Origin of the sequence: Parabacteroides merdae ATCC 43184 (assembly GCF_025151215.1) — a bacterium.
GTDB lineage: Bacteria > Bacteroidota > Bacteroidia > Bacteroidales > Tannerellaceae > Parabacteroides > Parabacteroides merdae.
Genome location: NZ_CP102286.1, coordinates 1,641,868 through 1,662,546 on the forward strand (window position 1 = coordinate 1,641,868; position 20,679 = coordinate 1,662,546).

The window sequence follows — 20,679 nt, forward strand, 5'->3', positions numbered from 1 at the left end:
TCAGTCTTGACTACCGGCATCGCTGGATGCCGGTAGTCAAGACCATTCGGTGCCAGTTACCAGCACCGTTCAGTGCCGATGACCGGAACAAATTATAATTCACCCGGACGTTCTTCTTCTCCGGGAATATTTCCCACATACAAAGGATAGGGGAAGCGGTTTCGACGGGGTTCCTTCAACAACTTCTTTGAATTTGTGCTTGCCTGAGTCGCAACCTCCAAATAGTAAGCCCCCTTATTTAACTGAGGAATGATAAATGAAAAAAAAGATGGGTCGTTGCGTAGTAAAGCAGAAACCGGGACAGGGATTTCCGTTTTATCCGTATCGGACACGAAGAAGAAGCCGACCGTCTGCCCTTCAGAACCGGTTATCTTCACCCGGTTGCCTTCGCCGTTAAGACCACCGCCCGGAGTGATCCGAAGATTTTCACTGCCGGTTGCCACATCGACAACTTTCGTAATGGTCGGCAATCCTTCTTCCGTACCAGCGACAATCACACTGATGTTTTTCAAATCTTCCTTAAATTCGATACGGGGTGAACAACGTAAAGTTACATTGTTGACCGACGGATCGAATTTGGCATCCGGACCTATAAACGGACCGTCCACGCCAAGTGAATTATTCGCAAACCCGAACTCTACGGTAGAAGCATTGTAAAGTTCTATCTTAGCCTGGGCCATCAAGTCGTTATAGGCACTCTCCAACTCAGACGCCGTAAATTTACTGTTCGTTGCAGCCAGCTTGCATAAGTCTTTGACTGAACGATTTGCCTGATAAGTTACATTAAAAGAAAAGTCATCATCACGCTCCGTCAGCTTATTAGCAACTAATTTGCCGGTAATGCTACGCATTTTAGGTTCGTTTAAAGCCATAAATTTAAAATTTGATTAAGTTCGATTAGAACTATTTCCTTTTATGGCGTTTTTCAAGTAACGAAATCCATATCAACAACCAAAACACACTTTATTTTGGCAAAAAGGTTCAAACGGGTAATAAAAATTAATACAAAAACCCGTTTTGTTAGGATTTATTTTATAGATTTGCATCATTATTAACGTAGTTCTAATCGAACTATGTCTATTTTTTTGTTTCCTTTTAATTATCAATTATTATTACAAATACGAACTTCCGGCTACTTTCGTAGTACAAATGGGATTCCTGCCATTTATAAGAAATCCTCCCGCATCGGACTGAACGTGTCGATCAGAACACCAGCTTCCAAGCATATGCAACCATGCAGAATACCCGGTTTCATATATACGCCGTCACCCGGACGCACAATCTTCGTTTCACCGTCCGTCGTGAACTCGAACACACCACTCGCTACATAAGTCGTTTGCGTATGCGGATGTGTATGCGGCGTTCCGATTGCTCCTGTTTCGAACTTGACTTTGACCATCATCAGGTTGTCGTTATAACCCATAATTTGCCTAACGATACCTTCACCCGCTGATTCCCATAGCATTTCTGCCTCAAACTGAAAATTGTTACTCTCGTATTTCATGATTTTGCAATTTAATTATTACAAAAATAATCGTTTTTTCGTACATTTGATGCATTATTAAATCTATCAACATGAAAAATAGAATTTCTACTGGGGCGCTCTTCGCCATGCTTATGCTTATGGCCATGCTTCCCCGAACCGGACATTCACAAGAAATCGATCCCAACGCCTATTACGAGATCGTAAGCAGCAACAACCTGGTTCTCGACAATCAAGACAGCGAAGACGACGGGACCCAGATATTCATCAACAACCGTGTGGAGAACCGCGTGTCGCAGGTATGGCAACTGACGACTCCCGGCTATGGGGTCTATAAGATCTGCACGCCCCTCTCCGATAAATGCGTGGACAACAACAACACGAAAGAACCGGGCCCGGTTATCCAGTGGGACAACGGAGCGACCAATATGAACCAATTCTGGAAACTCACGAAGATAGGCGGAAACACCTACACGTTCACCAACATAACAAACGGGTTGAACCTCGGTATCAGTGACGACGGGCAACCAGGAAAAGCGGCTCTCCAGCTTGTCGCTGATTCGACCAGTGCCAGACAACACTGGACAAACATCAAAATTGACAAGGAGGCCCTGCGCAGTTCCAGTGACAAGGATTGGGAGAACGAAACTATCTTCGCTATCAACAAGGAGCCGGGGCATACGACTTATGTCCCCTTCCCTTCCGTGGAAAGCCTGAAAAGTTCGCCAGACTACCGCAAAGCCTGGCTTCGCCCGAACTCGCCGCGCTACCAGTTGTTGAACGGCAACTGGAAATTCAATTGGGTAAAACAGCCGTCCGAGCGTCCGGTCAATTTCTATAAACCGAACTACGATGTTTCCGGCTGGAAAGAAATTCCGGTTCCTTCCAATTGGGAAATGTACGGATACGGTACTCCTATTTATACAAACATCACGTATCCGCATCGCAACAACCCTCCTTTCATACAAGGCAAGAAAGGATACACGATTATGGACGAACCCAACCCGGTCAGCTCCTACCGCCGCGACTTCAATATTCCGGACGACTGGAAAGGAAGTGAAATCTTTATCCATTTCGACGGAGTCTACAGTGCAATGTACCTCTGGGTGAACGGAAAGAAAGTCGGGTACAGCCAGGGAGCGAATAACGACGCAGAGTTCAATATCACGAAATATGTAAAGCCGGGAAAGAACGTCCTGGCTGTCGAAGTGTACCGTTGGAGCGACGGCAGCTACCTGGAAGACCAAGATATGTTCCGCCTGAGCGGTATCCATCGCGATGTTTATCTGTTCGCGACTCCCAAGCTGCGCTTGCGCGATTACTATCTGACCGCTTCCTTCACAGGAGATGACCTGAGCAAGGCGATATTCAATGTCCGTACAAACGTGACGAACTATGGCAAAACAGTGGACGAAGCGGTTGTCGACATCACGTTGCTGGACCAAGACGGCAAACAGGTGGCCTTTATATCCGATGTTGTCAAAGACATCAGGAAAGGACAGGAAACGATCAACACGGCCAGCGTCGAAGTCAAGAACCCGCGTCTCTGGTCTGCCGAGACTCCCTACCTTTACACGGCGATACTGGAACTGAAAGACAAGACTGGCAAAACACTAGAAGCTATGTCTTCACAATTCGGTTTCCGCAAAATCGAGATCAAGAACAAGCGGGTATATATCAATAATGAGCAGGTGTTCTTCAAAGGAGCCAACCGCCATGACATCCACCCTCAGCACGGAAAAGCGGTTCCGGTCGAGTCGATGATCGAGGATATATTGCTTTTCAAGCGTTATAATCTGAACACGATCCGCACGAGCCATTATCCGAACGATGCCAAGATGTACGCATTACACGACTACTATGGCCTCTACGTGATGGACGAAGCCGATATAGAGTGTCACGGCAACCATTCGATCAGTAACAAGGAAAGCTGGTTACCCGCCTATGTAGACCGTATGGTTCGCATGGTCGAGCGTGACAAGAACCACCCGTCCGTCATCTTCTGGTCTATGGGAAACGAATCCGGTGACGGCAAAAACTTCGACACCGTATACAAGGAAGCCCGCAAACTCGATCCGCGTCCGATCCATTATGAAGGCAAAAACCGGATCGCCGACATGGATTCCCGAATGTATCCTTCCATCGAGTCGATGAAGCAACAGGACGAGGAGAAGAGCGACAAACCGTTCTTCCTTTGCGAATATGCGCATGCAATGGGTAATGCGATCGGTAACCTCGATGAATATTGGGATTATATCGAAAACCATTCCCGCCGCATGATAGGCGGTTGTATCTGGGACTGGGTGGACCAGGGTATCAACAAATATGGCGAATTGTCTGACCGTTACTACTTCGGCGGTGGCTTCGGCGACAAACCTAACGATTTTGATTTCTGCTGTAACGGTATCGTAACTCCCGACCGCCAGGTAACTCCTAAATTGATCGAAGTGAAAAAAGTGTACCAATATATCAAATTCAAACCGGTAGAGTTGAAGGCTGGTAAAGTGAAGCTGGAAAACCGCTACGATTTCCTTAATCTGAATCAGTTCGATTTACAATGGCAGTTGTTGAAAGACGGCCAAATAGTCGAATCGGGCGTATTATCTTTAGGCGATGCAGCTCCGAACAAAGACATCGAAGTGACGATTCCTTATAAAACGGCTTTGGATGCCGGCAGCGAATACTTCCTCAACCTGTCAGCCCGGTTGAAAAAAGATTGCAATTGGGCGAATGCCGGGCACGAAGTAGCCTCCGAGCAATATTCACTGACCGGAAAGATTGCAGTAGCTCCTGTCGACACAGCTTTCAACGACACACTGAAAGTCGAAGAAGAAAAAGGGCAGATCGGTTTTCGCGCTCCGGGATTCTTCATCGCTTTCAATCCAGAGACGGGCAAGATGGTTTCTTTACGCTATGCCGGTACGGATATGATCTATAATAAGGAAGGTTTCGATTTCAACTGGTTCCGTGCAATGGACAATGATAAACGGGACTATCTGCCGACCACCGTCAAAAAGCAGGCATTCGACTGGAAGCAGGCCACCGACAAAAAGTCGGTGACCATTACCACAAGCTTGGAAGCTACCGTAGGAAGCGGAACCCAAAAAGTGGTACTGCCATTCGACGTCACCTATACAGTCTATGCAAACGGTACGGTCGATATAGACGCGACTTTCAAAGCTGGCAACGACTTCAACCTGCCTCGCCTCGGCCTTCAGGTTGCTTTGAACCCGACACTCGAACAGGTGGAATGGTACGGGCGCGGCCCGATTGAAAACTATTGGGACCGCAAAAATGCAGCCTATGTCGGCCTGTACAAGAACACCGTGACTGGAATGGAAGAAGCCTACGTACGTGCCCAGTCGATGGGTAACCGCGACGATGTACGCTGGCTGACGCTAAAAAGCCTCGATAACCAAGGTATCCGAATCACATCTAAAGACCACCTGAACTTCAGCGCACTCCACTTCACCGATCCGGAACTGTGGGAACTGACTTACGGGCATGACCTCGACAATATCCGCCGTGCGGAAGTGATTCTAAATCTCGATTGCATCCAGCGTGGTATTGGAAACGGCAGTTGCGGCCCAGGCCCGCGCCCACATTATGAAATTGAAAAGAACAAAAACTATAGCTACTCGTTCCGCATCGAGAACGCGAAGTAACCTATCGGCGAATGAAGACTTAACCGCCTTGTTTCCACGCTCGACGCGGGATCGCAAAAGAACAGGCATCATCTACGGCCAGTTATAACGCGATCCTGTGCCCAGCACAGGAATAAGGCGGTTTTTATTCACCGATAAAGCATCATTCAAACAAAACAACCATTTACTAAGCCCCTATAAAGAATGAAGAAAATCTTATTGACCGCAGGCTTTACCCTATTCGCTTGGGGATCGACCTGCCTGGCGCAAAGCACGTATTTCAGCGACAGTAAAGAATGGCTCCGGAAAGCTGAGGCCTGCAAGCCGGAGTTGAGTTATCAGACTATTTCTCCCGTCAAAGTCGTCCGTTCCGTACAGGACACAAAAGCATTCCAGGGCTGGCGGATGGAAGATGCCGGACAACCGGATATCCTCTTCAACGAGCCGTTCAAAAAGCATCCAGCCATTACCCTGGATTTCGGCAATCATTATACCGGCTATCTCACTTTCTCCATCAAACCGTCCGGATTAAAAGCAGCAGACGCACCCGTCCGGCTTAAGTTCACCTTTGCAGAAGTTCCGGGAGAGTTGAACACCCCGCTCGAACCTTATAAGGGAGGTTTGGCCCGTTCCTGGGTGCAGGACGAGATCGTGACGGTCATGAGCGTCCCCCACGAGATGACGATCCCGCGCCGCCTGGCAGGACGCTACCTGAAAATCGAACTGCTGGGCATATCGGGCAGTTTCGACTTCGTGTTCGACAAGCTGACCTTCAAGACACAAACCTCCGTCACCAACGAAGCACCGGCTTTAGCCTCTACCACCGATCCTCTGGTCCGGGATATATATAAAGTAGGCTTGAATACCCTGAAAGAATGCATGCAGACTGTCTATGAAGACGGCCCCAAACGGGATCGCCGCCTGTGGATCGGCGACCTCTATCTCGAAGCATTGGCAAACGCCCATACGTTCAAGAACCATGAACTGACCAAACATTGCCTGTATCTGCTCGCCGCCTTCGCCAACGACGAAGGCTTGCTGCATGCCACACTGCTCGAAAAGCCTCAACCCCATCCGCAATACGGCACGCACACACTGGACTACTGCCTCATTTATAACGTAGCATTGTTGGAATACCTGAAAGAGACGGGGGACAGGGAAACAGCGAATGACCTGTGGCCTGTTGTTGTCCGCCAGATAGAGTTAGCACTTCGCCAGTTTTCACCGGAATGGATCTATGACATGGACAAGAAACCTCAATACTGGTTGGTATTCGACTGGAAAGACGGATATGACCGGCAGGCTTCCATGCAAGGACTAACGATTTTCGCCCTACAACACAGCTACGAATTGGCTAAAATGTTAGGCAAAGAAAAGGAGGCCGGCGAATGGCCGACAATAGCCGGCAAGATGAAGAAAGCTGCCCGCCAACATTTCTATGACAAGAAGCGAGGAGTAATGGTCAGCGGCAAAGACAAACAAATCTCCTATCTGTCGCAAGTTTGGATGATCCTATCCAACACACTGGACAAAAAAGAAGGGGCTAAGGCAATGGCTACCGTCATGTCCATGCCCGACGCTTGCTATCCGGGCTGCCCCTATGCTTACCATTATGTGATAGAAGCCCTTCTGCAATGCGGCATGCCGCAAGAAGCACGCAAACTGATTACCGATTATTGGGGTAGTATGGTAAAGCGGGGAGCCGATACCTTTTGGGAAGTCTATGACCCGAACAATGATTACCTTTCCCCCTATGGCTTCTTCGTAATCAATAGCTATTGCCATGCCTGGAGTTGCACCCCGATCTATTTCATCAACAAATATCCGGAGATATTCCAAAAATAACCTCTTTCATGCCGGTTAAGGAACTGTATCAAAATACCTATATGATTTCTCTTAGGCACGGATTACATGGACTTTTTTATTCTTTCCTCGTGTAACCCGTGCCAAAAAAACAAATAGCAAGCGAATTTTCATTTTGACCTCATGAAATCTTTCAGGAGGTGTGTCGATCAGCAGTCAGAATTTCTTCCCATCCTTCCAAAACCAAAAGTCCTCATCATAAACTCAGATAGCCATTCGCATAGAACAACTTACAATAACAAAGATAAAACAAGTATCCTCATTACTATTTATAACATAAAACAGCCCTATTTATAACAATTCATCACAAATACATTATTATTATACATTAAGACATAATTTACATATCAAAAATATCAAAACGTCGTATATTTGCATTGCAATAAAACAAAAAGACATATCAAACAAAATAATAGCGATAAAAATGACAGAACCAATCAGATTTACAAAGATGCACGGAGCCGGAAACGACTACATATACGTGAATACAATGGCTTTTCCGGTCCGGAACCCGGAAGAGCTTGCCATTAGGTTGAGTGCTCCCCATACCGGGATCGGCTCGGACGGACTGGTTCTGATCGGTTCATCAAAAATCGCCGACTTCAGCATGCGTATTTTCAATGCGGACGGTTCCGAAGCCATGATGTGTGGAAATGCCTCCCGTTGTATCGGCAAATATGTATATGACAAAAGACTGACGAACAAAAAAAACATTACGCTGGAAACATTATCCGGCATCAAGGAGTTGCAACTGACCACCCGGAAACTTTCCGGTCCCCACGAAGAGGTAACCGAAGTGACGGTCGACATGGGCTGTCCGGTAATAGGTGAAACAGCCCTTGAAATAGAAGCCGGAGACTATTTTTATACGGGAACGGTCATCTCGATGGGGAATCCGCATCTTGTCATTTTTGTCGAAGATATCACGAATATAAATCTGCCGGTCATCGGACCTTTATTGGAATGCCATCCGCTGTTCCCGAACCGGACGAATGTCGAATTTGTCCAGGCGCTAAGTACAGACGAAGTACGGATGAAGGTTTGGGAACGCGGTTCCGGCATTACGCAAGCCTGTGGGACCGGAGCCTGTGCGACAGCCGTAGCAAGCGCAGTGCGCGGGAAAACCGGACGAAAAACCAAAGTCGTCATGGATGGAGGCCCTCTTACCATCCATTGGGATGAAAGTTCCGGACACGTCTATATGACTGGCGGGGCGGTCAAAGTATTCGAGGGGGAACTGGAAATATAAACACAACAAAAAACTATTGATAGAATATGGCACTGATTAATGAACATTTCCTGAAGCTGCAAAACAACTACCTGTTCTCGGACATCGCAAAGAAAGTAAACAGTTTTAAGGTTACACATCCCAAAAAGAAAATTATCCGCATGGGTATCGGCGATGTGACGCAACCGTTAGCCCCTGCCGTCATCGAAGCCATGCACAAGGCGGTCGACGAGATGGCAAGCAAGGATACATTCCACGGATACGGCCCCGAACAAGGCTATCCGTTCCTGATAGATGCCATCATCAAGAACGATTATGCCAGTCGCGGCATCTTCCTCGAACCCGGAGAAGTGTTCGTGAGCGACGGAGCCAAAAGCGACTGTGGAAACATCGGTGACATGCTTCGTCACGACAACAGTATCGGTGTGACAGACCCGGTCTATCCGGTATATATCGACTCGAACGTGATGAGCGGACGGACCGGTACGCTGGAAAACGGCAAATGGAGCGACGTGGTCTACATCCCCTGCACCGAAGCCAATAACTTCGTGCCCGATCTGCCCAGCCGCCGCGTAGACATCATTTACCTCTGCTATCCGAACAACCCGACCGGGACAACGCTTACGAAAGAAGAACTGAAGAAATGGGTGAACTATGCCCTTGCCAATGATTGCCTGATCATGTACGACTCGGCTTACGAGGCCTATATCCAAGATCCCAATATCCCCCACTCTATCTACGAGATCAAGGGAGCGAAGAAGGTGGCGATCGAGTTCCGCAGCTTCTCCAAAACAGCCGGTTTCACAGGTGTGCGCTGCGGTTACACGATTGTTCCGAAAGAGTTGAACGCCTTTACCCTGGCAGGCGAACGGGTTCCGCTGAACCGGATGTGGAACCGCCGTCAGTGCACGAAGTTCAACGGTACGAGCTACATCACCCAGCGAGGAGCCGAAGCAGTCTACAGCCCGGAAGGGAAAGAGCAGGTCCGGAAAACGATCGATTATTACATGGCCAACGCCCGCATCATGCGGGAAAGCCTCCAGAGCTGCGGCCTGCGGGTGTATGGCGGCGAAAACGCACCTTACATCTGGCTGAAAACACCGGACGGACTCTCTTCTTGGAAATTCTTTGACAAACTGCTTTACGAAGTCAATATAGTAGGGACTCCCGGTGTGGGGTTCGGACCCGGTGGCGAGGGTTTTCTCCGTCTCACCGCTTTCGGAGACAGAGACGACACGCTGGAAGCCATGAGCAGGCTGAAGAAGTGGTTGCTCTAAGCTAACAGTCGATGAATTCCAATCCACAGGTTAATTTGGAAAATTATCACATCAAATCATTATATCTATGTCAAAGTTAAGATTCAGAGTAGTAGAAACAGCCTTCAAGAAACGGGCTGCAGAAGTACCGGCTCCAGCCGAACGTCCATCCGACTATTTCGGGCAGAACGTATTCAACCGGGCGAAGATGTTCAAATATCTTCCTGAAAAAGCGTACGAACGGATCACGGACTGCATCGACAACGGCGCTCCGCTCGACCGAGAAACAGCCGACATCGTAGCTGCCGGCATGAAGAAGTGGGCGATCGGAATGGGAGCCACCCACTACACGCATTGGTTCCATCCGCTGACCGAAGGAACAGCCGAGAAGCATGATGCTTTCGTCGAACACGATGGCAAGGGCGGCATGGTCGAAGAGTTCTCCGGCAAGCTACTGATCCAGCAGGAACCCGACGCATCCAGTTTTCCGAACGGCGGTATCCGGAACACATTCGAGGCACGTGGCTATTCCGCCTGGGACCCCTCCTCTCCCGCTTTTATCGTAGGTGACACACTCTGTATCCCGACTGTTTTCATCGCTTATACCGGAGAATCGCTGGACTACAAAGCCCCGCTATTGAAAGCCCTCGAAGCCGTTAACAAGGCTGCCACAGACGTCTGCCATTACTTCAATCCGGATGTAAAGAAAGTATACGCTTACCTGGGCTGGGAACAGGAATACTTCCTAGTCGACGAAGGACTGTATGCCGCACGTCCCGACCTGTTGCTGACAGGCCGTACGCTGATGGGACACGAAAGTTCGAAGAACCAGCAATTGGAAGACCACTACTTCGGCGCCATCCCGACCCGTGTCATGGAATTTATGAAGGAGTTGGAAATCGAGTCGCTCAAATTAGGCATTCCTTTGAAAACACGCCACAATGAAGTCGCCCCGAACCAGTTCGAGCTGGCTCCCGTCTTCGAAGAATGCAACCTGGCGAACGACCATAACCTGCTTGTAATGGCTCTGATGCGCAAGATCAGCCGCAAACATAGCTTCCGTGTCCTGCTGCACGAGAAACCGTTCAAAGGCATAAATGGTTCCGGCAAACACAACAACTGGTCACTGGGAACCGACACAGGCATCCTGCTGATGGCTCCGGGCAAGACACCGGAAGAAAACCTCCGCTTCATCACCTTCATCGTCAATGTGCTGATGGCTGTCTACCGCCACAACGGATTACTGAAAGCCAGCATTTCGAGTGCCACCAATGCCCATCGTTTAGGAGCTAACGAAGCACCTCCTGCAATCATCTCCAGCTTCCTCGGAACACAGTTGTCGAAAGTCCTGGAACATCTCGAAAAAAGCGAACCGGAAGACCTGATGCTGGCAGGCAAGCAAGGCATGAAGCTCGACATCGCCCGTATCCCCGAACTGCTGATCGACAATACCGACCGTAACCGTACCTCACCTTTTGCCTTCACCGGCAACCGTTTCGAATTTCGTGCCGTAGGCTCCGAGGCCAACTGCGCTTCCGCCATGCTCGCCCTGAATGCTGCCGTAGCCGAACAGTTGAAGACATTCAAAACCGAGGTCGATGCAAAAATTGCCGATGGCAAGGATACATTCGCCGCCATCCTCGAAGTACTACGTAAAGACATCAAGGAATGCAAGGCGATCCATTTTGACGGCAACGGCTACAGTGACGAATGGAAAGCCGAAGCAGCCCGTCGTGGCCTGGACTGCGAGACAAGCGTGCCGGTGATTTTCGACAACTATCTGAAAGAAAGCAGCGTCCGGATGTTCGAATCCACCGGCGTCATGACACGCAAGGAACTGGAAGCCCGTAACGAAGTCAAATGGGAAACCTATACGAAGAAAATCCAGATCGAAGCTCGCGTACTCGGTGACCTGGCGATGAACCACATCATCCCGACCGCCACCAGATACCAGACTTCCCTGATCGACAACGTCTACAAGATGAAAGACCTCTTCCCTGCCGATAAGGCTTCCGCCCTTTCGTCCCGCAACCTGGAGATCATCGAAGACATCGCCAACCGCACCAACTTCATCAAAGAGAAGGTCGATGAAATGGTGGAAGCCCGCAAGGTCGCTAACAAGATCGAAAGTGAACGCGAGAAGGCAATCGCCTACCACGACAAGATCGTCCCGATGCTGGAAGCCATCCGCTACCACATCGACAAATTAGAACTGGTTGTCGACGACCAGATCTGGACATTGCCGAAATACAGGGAACTATTATTTATCAGATAGTTTTTTGTTGATTGTTTTGTGTTTGCAAGGGGAACGTGCTGTGAAGTATGGATCCCCTTCTTTTTTATTACAAAGGAATTGCATACCTTTGGAGCATAATTCAATAAGAAAGGAGTTTACGTCATAACGGCAATGGAATTACAACAATGGAAACAGAACTTTATCCGCGATTATCTGGACGAGATAGACAGTCTGGAAGTGATGGATAAGCTGGAAAAATATACAAAACGGATACTAAATAAAAAGCCGGTGGCTCTATCCCCTATCGCTTTCAATATAGACGAAGCAAATGCTGAAATCGATATTGCCGAAAAAGAATTAAGCGAAGGAAAAGGTATCAAAGAAATGGAGAACCTGCCTTTGCAAACAGGACAAAGCAGTATCGCTCTCTGGTAGAAGGCTACTATAAAATTATCTATACCATGAGAAAACGATCACACGATACAAGTCGTTTTATCATGGGATTGCCGTCAGAACCCCGACAAGCTCAAAAAACTATAAGACAAATATAAACAAATATGAACTACGGATTTGTAAAAGTTGCCGCCGCCGTACCGCTTGTACAGGTAGCGGATTGTTTTTATAATATAGAAAAAATAGAAGGACTGATGCGGCAAGCATCGGAAAAAGGCGTGCAGATCATCGCTTTCCCGGAACTGTCCGTCACCGGCTATACCTGCCTCGACCTCTTCGCTCAGCAGACGTTGCTCGATGGCGCAGAAGCGGCACTGCTCCAGTTGGTCAGCAACACGGCCGACCTGGATATCCTGACCATCGTCGGCGTTCCGCTACGGACGGAAAACCGGCTGATCAATGCCGCCGTTGTCTTCCAGAAAGGAGCCATACGGGGTGTCGTCCCCAAGACATATTTGCCCAACTATAAAGAGTTTCAGGAACAACGCTGGTTCACATCTGCCACGGAACTTCGGGAATCGACAATTTCCATCGGGAAAGAAGAATATCCGATGGGCAGCCACCTGCTGTTCCGTTCGGGACGGCTGACTGCCGGCATCGAGATATGCGAAGACCTATGGGTTCCCGTCCCCCCCAGTTCCCTGCTGACGATGGAAGGAGCCAACATCATCTTCAACCTCTCCGCCAGCAACGAGCTGATCGGCAAGCACGCCTACCTGCGTTCGCTGATCTGCCAGCAATCCGCCCGTTGCATGGCAGGCTATGTCTATGCCTCTTCCGGCTTCGGCGAATCGAGCACCGACCTCGTCTTTGCCGGTAACGGGATCATTGCCGAGAACGGCAACCTGCTTGCCGAATCTCCCCGTTTCACGATGGAAGAACAGCTTGTCATCAGCGAGATCGACATAGAGACTTTGCAGAACGACCGGCAAGTCAACACCAGCTTCATGTATGGCACATCCGGTCTACCGAAGGAAAAGGCACAGGTTGTAGACTTCCAAGTCCGGATTTCGGACGGATTCAGCCTGACGCGTCCGGTCGATCCGCATCCGTTCACTCCCTCCGGAGAGGCTTTGAAGGAACGCTGTGAAGAAATATTCCACATACAGGTAGCCGGCCTTGCCAAACGACTCGTCCATGCACATGCTCAAACGGCTGTCGTCGGTATTTCAGGCGGGCTGGACTCCACCCTGGCTCTGCTCGTGACCGTCATGACGTTCGACGCTCTGAAGATGCCACGGGGGCAGATCATCGGCATCACGATGCCCGGCTTCGGTACGACCGACCGCACCTATACTAACGCTTGCGACCTCATCCGCTCCCTCGGCGTCACACTGAAAGAGATCCCGATCAAGGAAGCCTGCCTTCAACATTTCCGCGACATCGACCATGATCCGTCCGTCCATGACGTGACCTACGAAAACAGCCAGGCACGCGAACGGACCCAACTGCTGATGGATGTCGCCAACCAGAAGAACGGCCTCGTGATCGGAACCGGCGACCTCTCCGAACTGGCACTCGGCTGGGCGACCTACAACGGCGACCATATGTCGATGTACGGCGTGAACGGCAGCATCCCGAAAACATTGGTCAAATACCTGGTCGAATGGGTTGCCAATCACAAGGTGGACGATGCCTCCCGCCTCACCTTGCTGGATATCGTCGACACGCCGATCAGCCCCGAACTGATCCCGGCAGACGAGAACGGCAACATCAAGCAAAAGACAGAGGACTTGGTCGGCCCGTACGAACTGCACGACTTCTTCCTCTACCATTTCCTGCGTTTCGGTTCCCATCCGTCCAAGATTTATTTCTTAGCGCAAAAAGCCTTCGCAGGCATCTACGACAATGCAACGGTCAAGAAATGGCTCTACACCTTCTGCCGCCGCTTCTTCCAACAACAATTCAAACGCAGTTGCCTGCCAGACGGCCCCAAGGTCGGCTCCGTCAGCCTCTCGCCACGTGGTGACTGGCGTATGCCGAGCGATGCGGTGTCGCGACTCTGGTTGGAAGAGATAGAACGGATCAACATATAGATACCGGACCGATTCACCCGACAAAGATACGAAACCATAAAAAAGCAAAGTCGATTAGAGTCGATTAGAGTCGATTAGAGTCGATTAAAATGACTGCTAAAACGATTTTTATTGGTATTCATTGTTTTATTGATAGCTATGTCCATTTGCAAACGATCAATAAAACAGTGAATACCAATACATTGCAACAGCAAATCACCACCTCTTGACCTTTTGCTATGACGATTCCTTATATATAATAACTAAGTATTCTCTTATAACTAATTATAAAACGGGACTTTTTTCAATTTTTGAAAACGACAAAAGGCGAAACTTCAAAAAATCCCGCCAACTCCTAAAGGACCGGCATCTCAGCCCCCCAATCAAAACACCGGTGTTTTGAAAACGAATCACCGGTGTTTTGAATTCAAATCACCGGTGATTCGCACCATAAAGCAGCAGGCTATATATAAAAGCAGATCACAATCCGGAAGAATCGATCCATGAACATGAAAAGATTAATCGACTCTATTCGACTCTAATCGACTCTAATCGACTCCGCTTTTTTATAATGCCATATATTTGCAGGATAATCGATTCACAAACGCTCTTTGAAATATTTACATATAGCCAACCGTTCCCACAAAAAAAGGCTACCGGAACCCGATAGCCTTTTAATGGATATTTCAATTTTCTTATTCAGACAATGCAAATGCCGGCTGACGGTGAATCCACTGTCCACGAGTAAAGTCGGGGAAGTCTACCAATGCGCCGCCACGGGCGATAGACATCTCGGACAAAGCGGAAATAGCGCTCCATGCAGCAGCATCGTAGCAGTCCATAGGAGCCGGTTTCTTGTTATGGATAGCGTTGATCAAGTCGAACATCATCACGTAGTCCATACCACCGTGTCCGGCCTGAGCAGCTTCGGCTTCATGTTTGGACCACAATGTATGGTCGAACTTCTTGAACCATTCTTCCGAATCATCCCAACGGTGAGGTTTGGATTGGTTTTCAACGTATACGTGATCGCCATCGTTCATCCATAAACCTTCGGTTCCCTGAATGCGGAATCCCAAAGAGTAAGGACGGGGGGAATTCGTATCATGCGTAACGATAACCGTCTGTCCGTTCGCACACTTGATCATGGAAGTCACGATGTCACCCAAGTTGAAGCGGACTTTTGCCAACGGATGATTTTCACCGCCATTGTCCACGATGAACTTATGCAAACCGCGAGACTGGGTTGCCATAGCAGACAAGGAGAGAAAACGGTTACCACGGTTGATGTCTAGGCAGTTTGCCACCGGTCCGATTCCATGCGTCGGATAGACATCGCCGTTACGGCGGACAGAATGGTTCGTACGCCACTGGGCTTCTGCAAACGCATCTTTACCCATGCGCAACTCACCGCCTTTCTGGTAAGTATAATGTTTACCATCATTGAATTTGACATCGCGCAAATCATGTTCGTAACCGCAAGTCGCATGCAGCAATTCACCGAACAGGCCTTTGCGGACCATGTTCAACGCAGCCATGCAGTCGCGACGATAGCAAACGTTTTCCATGATGTTCAGATGGCTTCCCGTAGCTTCCGATACGTTGACCAGATCCCAGCATTCTTCCAGCGTATTGGCGGCAGAGACTTCCACACCGACATAAGGGACACCGGCTTTCATGGCTGCAACCGACATCGGCACGTGCCATTCCCACGGGCTGGCGATGATGACACAATCGAATTCTTCGTTGTTCAACATCTTTTCAAATTCACGTTCGCTGCCTGTATATACCTTCGGAGCCGGAACATTGAACTTGGCGATATGATCCAGCGTACGCTGGATCGGACCAGCTTGGATATCGCAGATAGCCACGATCTTGTTTCCGGGGATAGACAACACGTTGTTAATATGTTCGTGACAACGAGAACCTGTACCGATAAAACCGAAGCGTAATTTGCCATCGTCTTTGCCGGCGGGTTTCTTTTTCTTCTCTGCACTAGTTTCTGTTGTAACCGTAGCAGCAGCATTGCTACTCAATGCAAGACCGGCCGTACCGATTCCGGCAGCGGTCATCTTTTTCAGGAATGAACGACGAGTGTTTTCCATTTTTCAATTTAGAATTTTATGTTAAGTGGGCAAATGTATAACATTCCATGCATATATCAAAGGAGATAGCCCATTATTTTGCAACCGTTCTCTTCTTATTCCGCCAAAAGCTGCCATCCCGTTTGCTACCGAACATATTCCGGCGCTTGGACTCTTCTTTTATCGCTTTTTTCTTCTCGGCTACCGCTTCCTTTACCTCGACCGTCTCGAACATATGGCCTCCTGCAACCGGCACTTCTTTACCGATCAGCTTCTGGATATCTTTCAGATACGGAACCTCTTCCACATCGCAAAAGGAAAAAGCGATCCCGCTACGGCCGGCACGACCGGTACGGCCGATACGGTGCACATAGGTTTCAGGTACATTCGGCAAATCATAGTTGATGACATGCGAAAGATGGTCGACATCGATACCGCGGGAGGCGATATCGGTCGCGATCAAGACACGGAGCGTATGATCCTTAAAACTGGATAAGGCACGCTGACGGGCACTCTGCCCTTTGTTTCCATGAATGGCTTCCGCACCGATCCCGGATTTGTTCAGGACACGGGCAACCTTGTCGGCTCCGTGCTTCGTACGAGTAAAAACCAAGACGGATTCCAGTGAGCGGTCTTCCAGCAGATTCTTCAACAGGTTGATCTTTTCCACTTTCTCAACAAAATAGACAGACTGGTCGATCGTATCGACGGTTGAAGAAACAGGAGTCACCTCCACTTTCTCAGGTTCATGAAGGATCGTTCCGGCCAGGCGTTCGATCTCCGGCGGCATCGTTGCAGAGAAGAACAGGGACTGGCGCTTTCGGGGCAGTAAAGGAAGGATGCGTTTGATGTCATGGATAAATCCCATATCCAGCATCCGGTCGGCTTCGTCCAAAACAAAATATTCCAATGTGTCCAGGCGGATAAAACCTTGGTTGATCAAATCCAGCAGACGCCCGGGAGTTGCGATCAATACGTCTACACCCCGTTCCAATGCATCTGTCTGCGGCTTCTGCCCCACGCCACCGAAAATAACGGTATGTTTTACGTGAGTATAACGCCCGTATGCCGTAAAACTTTCACCTATCTGGATCGCCAATTCGCGTGTCGGAGTCAGGATCAAGGCTTTGATGCCCGGTTTACGTCCCCTCGAAATCCGCTCTTCGATCTTTTGGATGATAGGGATGGAGAAAGCTGCCGTCTTACCTGTTCCGGTCTGTGCGCAACCTAATAAATCAGATCCGTCCAATACTACGGGAATGGCTTCGGCTTGTATGGGAGTGGGAGTTGTGTACTTTTCTTTTTTGAGAGCCTTTCGTATCGGCTCGATTAGTTCCAATTGTTCAAATGTCATATAATAAGTATGAGCCGTCACGGCTCGTTAAATAAATAATGGTGACAAAGATACACAAAAATCCGGCATCTCTGCAATAATTTGCTATATTTGCGTGCTTTTTAAAAATATTCAGTTCTTTTTGATTCTCATGAAAGAATTATTGTCACTACTCAAACGGTTCTTCGGATACACTTCATTCCGCCCCTTACAGGCCGAAATCATACAGCGCACCTTGCAGAAAGAAGATTCGCTGGTCCTGATGCCTACGGGTGGCGGCAAGTCGATCTGTTTCCAGCTTCCGGCGATCTATATGCCGGGAACCGCCATCGTAGTATCTCCCCTTATCGCTCTGATGAAAGACCAGGTCGAAGGGCTGATCGCCAATGGCATACCGGCTGCTACGCTCAACAGCATGATGCCGGAGGAAGAACGCCACCGGGTACGACAACTCTGCATACAGGGAAAGGTGAAACTGCTTTACATCTCCCCCGAAGGGATCATTAGCGAACTGCACTGGCTCCTGCCCCGCATCGACATTTCGCTGATCGCCATCGATGAAGCGCATTGTATCTCGCATTGGGGACATGATTTCCGCCCCGAATATACCCAGTTGTCCGTTCTGAAAGAGAATTTTCCGAAAGTACCGATCATCGCCCTGACAGCTACGGCAGACAAAATCACCCGGACGGACATCCTGAATCAATTGAAACTGCGTGATCCTAAAACATTCATCTCGTCTTTCGACCGCCCGAACCTGTCGCTCACTATCCGTCGCGGGCTGAGCAAAAAGGAAAAGATCGCAGCGATCGTCCATTTCATCAACCGGCATCACCGGCAGAGCGGTATCATCTACTGCATGAGCCGTAACAGTACGGAGTCTTTGGTCGAAGAACTGTCTGAGTACAGCATCCGGGCAGTCGCCTATCATGCCGGGCTAAGCTCCGACAAACGCGAGAAAGCACAGGACGATTTCATCAACGACCGTGTTAATGTAGTGTGTGCAACGGTCGCATTCGGGATGGGGATAGACAAAAGCAATGTCCGCTGGGTCATTCATTATAATATGCCGGCAAGCATCGAGAACTACTACCAGGAAATAGGCCGTGCCGGACGGGACGGAATGAAAAGCGACACGCTTCTGTTCTATTCCGTGGGCGACATCCTGCTCCTTCGCCGTTTTGCAGAGGAAAGCGGACAGAAAGACGTCTGTTTACAGAAGTTGAACCGGATGCGCAGGTATTGCGAGGCAGACATCTGCCGGCGTCGTATCTTGCTGAGCTATTTCGGAGAAGAAACGGACAAGGACTGCGGGAACTGCGACGTCTGCAAGAACCCTCCCCAACGTTTCGACGGGAGCATCTTGGTACAGAAAGCCCTGAGCGGTATTTTTCGTACCGGGCAAACAGCCAATATGCACCTGCTAATCGATATACTCCGGGGAGCCGAAAAGGATGAACTGAAGGAAAAAGGATACGACAAGCTAAAAACCTATGGTGTTGGCAAAGACCTCAGCTACAAAGAGTGGAAAGAATACTTATATCAGATGCTTCAGCTCGGTTATATTGAAATCGACTATATGTCGGCCGGTCACCTGAAAGTGACTCCATTAGGACGTAAAGTCCTTTTCGGCGAGCAGCAGGCGCTCATGACCATTTACCAAAAGATCAAAGATTTTGCCCTGCCGACCAAGAAAGGCGGCTACAAATACCGTCCGATCCGTCCGATCGAATCCACTTCCGTGGATGAAACATTGCTCGACTCCCTGCAACAACTCCGTAAGCAGATTGCCGAACGCGAACATACCCCGGCTTATATCCTCTTTTCGGATGACGCCCTCGAAGATATGGTCCGTAAGAAACCGGTTACGCTCGACGAGTTCAGCGAAATACGAGGTGTCGGACAGCTCAAGCTGGACAAATACGGCAAGGTATTCGTCGCCCTGATCCGCTTTGTCCTTCGTTTGCCTAAAAAGGAATAAAAAAAGAAAAACAAACAATCGTTCTATTCTTTTGTTTATATTTATATAATGAATAGAATGACAGATACAATGAAAACAGTTCCCATACTCTTGTTGCTTTGCCTTTCCACACTGAGTTTCTGTACGACAAAGCCAGGAGAGCCGCAAGGACCTGGTTTACCCGGACTAGACACTCCCGTTGCAGAAACAGTACCGGAGGCGGCCCCTCCCCTCATTGAAACCGTTATAGAAAAGGAACTGCTTTACGACCAGCATACGTTGGCCGATACTTACCCATACAAGGATACAATGCGGGAATTCCAATGGGATAAGATCCGTGCCGGTCTCCGTCTGCTCGATTCGCTTCGACAGAAACCGTCCCGTTGGGCGATCTTTCAAAACTACAGGAACAAGAACGGGGAAGCCCCGCTGGTCCGGAAGTTTCATCGCGATGCTTACAAGCGGGTTTCCGACACTTTAGGTATCGAACGTTACCAATCTGTCCCGCTATATCTGCCGGAAGATACACTGACTGCCGAACGCTATGGCCGTGACGGTGCTCTTGTGAAATTGCTTGATGACAGCAACCGCCTTTTCCGTATCCAAACGATCTATACAAACGGGGAATGGCTGGTTCCCGGAAAATATGTCAAGTCGATAGCCGATAGCGTCACGTTCGACAAGGCCATATTCGTCGACGTCACCAACCAGAACATCGCAACACTCGAACATGCAGGTTCCAAATGGTTGGTCAGAAGCATGAATCCGGCCACAACAGGGCAGCACCGTCCTCCATACGCACAGGAAACGCCATTAGGCATATTTGTCGTTCAGGAAAAGAAGGCAAGGATGATTTACCTCGTAGACGGCAGCAAAGAGACAGGCGGATTCGCTCCTTATGCCAGCCGGTTCACCAACGGAGGTTATATCCACGGGGTCCCGGTAAACGCGCCACGCAAGTCGCTGATCGAATACAGCCCAACGCTTGGAACGACCCCACGCTCCCATATGTGCGTCCGGAATGCAACCTCTCACGCCAAGTTCGTTTATGATTGGGCACCTGTAAATGAGACTATTGTTTTCGTTTTTGATTAAAAGTCTTATCTTTGTGCGACATTATTCAA

Annotated in this window: 13 protein-coding genes; 9 read left to right on the forward strand and 4 right to left on the reverse strand. The window is 49.1% G+C overall.

What is annotated here, in order from left to right; genetic code table 11:
- Nucleotides 1-92: 92 nt before the first annotated feature.
- Nucleotides 93-872, reverse strand: coding sequence for a DUF4469 domain-containing protein (locus tag NQ542_RS06865; RefSeq protein WP_005638629.1), 780 nt, complete (start codon nucleotides 870-872; stop codon nucleotides 93-95).
- Between the two features lie 293 nt (nucleotides 873-1,165).
- Nucleotides 1,166-1,504 (reverse strand): cupin domain-containing protein, encoded by a 339-nt coding sequence (locus NQ542_RS06870; RefSeq protein WP_005638631.1) that lies wholly within the window; start codon nucleotides 1,502-1,504, stop codon nucleotides 1,166-1,168.
- Between the two features lie 71 nt (nucleotides 1,505-1,575).
- Here NQ542_RS06870 and NQ542_RS06875 point away from each other — a divergent pair, with 71 nt between their 5' ends.
- The 7 genes from NQ542_RS06875 (at nucleotide 1,576) to NQ542_RS06905 (ending at nucleotide 14,199) form a co-directional block, all read left to right on the forward strand.
- The gene (locus tag NQ542_RS06875) at nucleotides 1,576-5,148 is read left to right on the forward strand and encodes a glycoside hydrolase family 2 TIM barrel-domain containing protein (RefSeq protein WP_039850050.1); all 3,573 of its coding nucleotides are present in this window, start codon (nucleotides 1,576-1,578) and stop codon (nucleotides 5,146-5,148) included.
- A 183-nt stretch (nucleotides 5,149-5,331) separates the two neighbouring features.
- Nucleotides 5,332-6,972, forward strand: a complete 1,641-nt coding sequence (locus NQ542_RS06880) for an alpha-L-rhamnosidase-related protein (RefSeq protein WP_005638634.1) — start codon at nucleotides 5,332-5,334, stop codon at nucleotides 6,970-6,972.
- A gap of 442 nt (nucleotides 6,973-7,414) precedes the next feature.
- Complete coding sequence (gene dapF, locus NQ542_RS06885) at nucleotides 7,415-8,239, forward strand: diaminopimelate epimerase (RefSeq protein WP_005638635.1); 825 nt, start codon at nucleotides 7,415-7,417, stop codon at nucleotides 8,237-8,239.
- Between the two features lie 26 nt (nucleotides 8,240-8,265).
- A complete protein-coding gene (locus NQ542_RS06890; RefSeq protein WP_005638636.1) occupies nucleotides 8,266-9,495 on the forward strand; it encodes an LL-diaminopimelate aminotransferase in 1,230 nt (409 codons plus the stop codon).
- A gap of 67 nt (nucleotides 9,496-9,562) precedes the next feature.
- Nucleotides 9,563-11,749, forward strand: a complete 2,187-nt coding sequence (locus tag NQ542_RS06895) for a glutamine synthetase III family protein (RefSeq protein ID WP_005638637.1) — start codon at nucleotides 9,563-9,565, stop codon at nucleotides 11,747-11,749.
- 132 nt (nucleotides 11,750-11,881) lie between these two features.
- Nucleotides 11,882-12,145 (forward strand): hypothetical protein, encoded by a 264-nt coding sequence (locus NQ542_RS06900; protein ID WP_005638639.1) that lies wholly within the window; start codon nucleotides 11,882-11,884, stop codon nucleotides 12,143-12,145.
- 122 nt (nucleotides 12,146-12,267) lie between these two features.
- Complete coding sequence (locus tag NQ542_RS06905) at nucleotides 12,268-14,199, forward strand: NAD(+) synthase (RefSeq protein ID WP_005638640.1); 1,932 nt, start codon at nucleotides 12,268-12,270, stop codon at nucleotides 14,197-14,199.
- 674 nt (nucleotides 14,200-14,873) lie between these two features.
- Here the strand turns inward: NQ542_RS06905 and NQ542_RS06910 are convergent.
- Together NQ542_RS06910 and NQ542_RS06915 are read right to left on the reverse strand one after the other, a co-directional pair.
- A complete protein-coding gene (locus NQ542_RS06910) occupies nucleotides 14,874-16,283 on the reverse strand; it encodes a Gfo/Idh/MocA family protein (RefSeq protein ID WP_005638644.1) in 1,410 nt (469 codons plus the stop codon).
- A 73-nt stretch (nucleotides 16,284-16,356) separates the two neighbouring features.
- Nucleotides 16,357-17,616, reverse strand: a complete 1,260-nt coding sequence (locus NQ542_RS06915) for a DEAD/DEAH box helicase (protein WP_005638646.1) — start codon at nucleotides 17,614-17,616, stop codon at nucleotides 16,357-16,359.
- A gap of 130 nt (nucleotides 17,617-17,746) precedes the next feature.
- Here NQ542_RS06915 and recQ point away from each other — a divergent pair, with 130 nt between their 5' ends.
- Together recQ and NQ542_RS06925 are read left to right on the forward strand one after the other, a co-directional pair.
- Nucleotides 17,747-19,576, forward strand: a complete 1,830-nt coding sequence (gene recQ, locus NQ542_RS06920) for a DNA helicase RecQ (protein WP_039850052.1) — start codon at nucleotides 17,747-17,749, stop codon at nucleotides 19,574-19,576.
- A 57-nt stretch (nucleotides 19,577-19,633) separates the two neighbouring features.
- Nucleotides 19,634-20,650, forward strand: coding sequence for a L,D-transpeptidase (locus NQ542_RS06925; protein ID WP_121955723.1), 1,017 nt, complete (start codon nucleotides 19,634-19,636; stop codon nucleotides 20,648-20,650).
- Nucleotides 20,651-20,679: the final 29 nt, after the last annotated feature.

Coding starts and splice junctions, on each gene's coding strand:
- NQ542_RS06865 (WP_005638629.1), bottom strand. CDS start 872: ATGGCTTTAAACGAACCTAAAATGCGTAGCATTACCGGCAAATTAGTT.
- NQ542_RS06870 (WP_005638631.1), bottom strand. CDS start 1,504: ATGAAATACGAGAGTAACAATTTTCAGTTTGAGGCAGAAATGCTATGG.
- NQ542_RS06875 (WP_039850050.1), top strand. CDS start 1,576: ATGAAAAATAGAATTTCTACTGGGGCGCTCTTCGCCATGCTTATGCTT.
- NQ542_RS06880 (WP_005638634.1), top strand. CDS start 5,332: ATGAAGAAAATCTTATTGACCGCAGGCTTTACCCTATTCGCTTGGGGA.
- dapF (WP_005638635.1), top strand. CDS start 7,415: ATGACAGAACCAATCAGATTTACAAAGATGCACGGAGCCGGAAACGAC.
- NQ542_RS06890 (WP_005638636.1), top strand. CDS start 8,266: ATGGCACTGATTAATGAACATTTCCTGAAGCTGCAAAACAACTACCTG.
- NQ542_RS06895 (WP_005638637.1), top strand. CDS start 9,563: ATGTCAAAGTTAAGATTCAGAGTAGTAGAAACAGCCTTCAAGAAACGG.
- NQ542_RS06900 (WP_005638639.1), top strand. CDS start 11,882: ATGGAATTACAACAATGGAAACAGAACTTTATCCGCGATTATCTGGAC.
- NQ542_RS06905 (WP_005638640.1), top strand. CDS start 12,268: ATGAACTACGGATTTGTAAAAGTTGCCGCCGCCGTACCGCTTGTACAG.
- NQ542_RS06910 (WP_005638644.1), bottom strand. CDS start 16,283: ATGGAAAACACTCGTCGTTCATTCCTGAAAAAGATGACCGCTGCCGGA.
- NQ542_RS06915 (WP_005638646.1), bottom strand. CDS start 17,616: ATGACATTTGAACAATTGGAACTAATCGAGCCGATACGAAAGGCTCTC.
- recQ (WP_039850052.1), top strand. CDS start 17,747: ATGAAAGAATTATTGTCACTACTCAAACGGTTCTTCGGATACACTTCA.
- NQ542_RS06925 (WP_121955723.1), top strand. CDS start 19,634: ATGACAGATACAATGAAAACAGTTCCCATACTCTTGTTGCTTTGCCTT.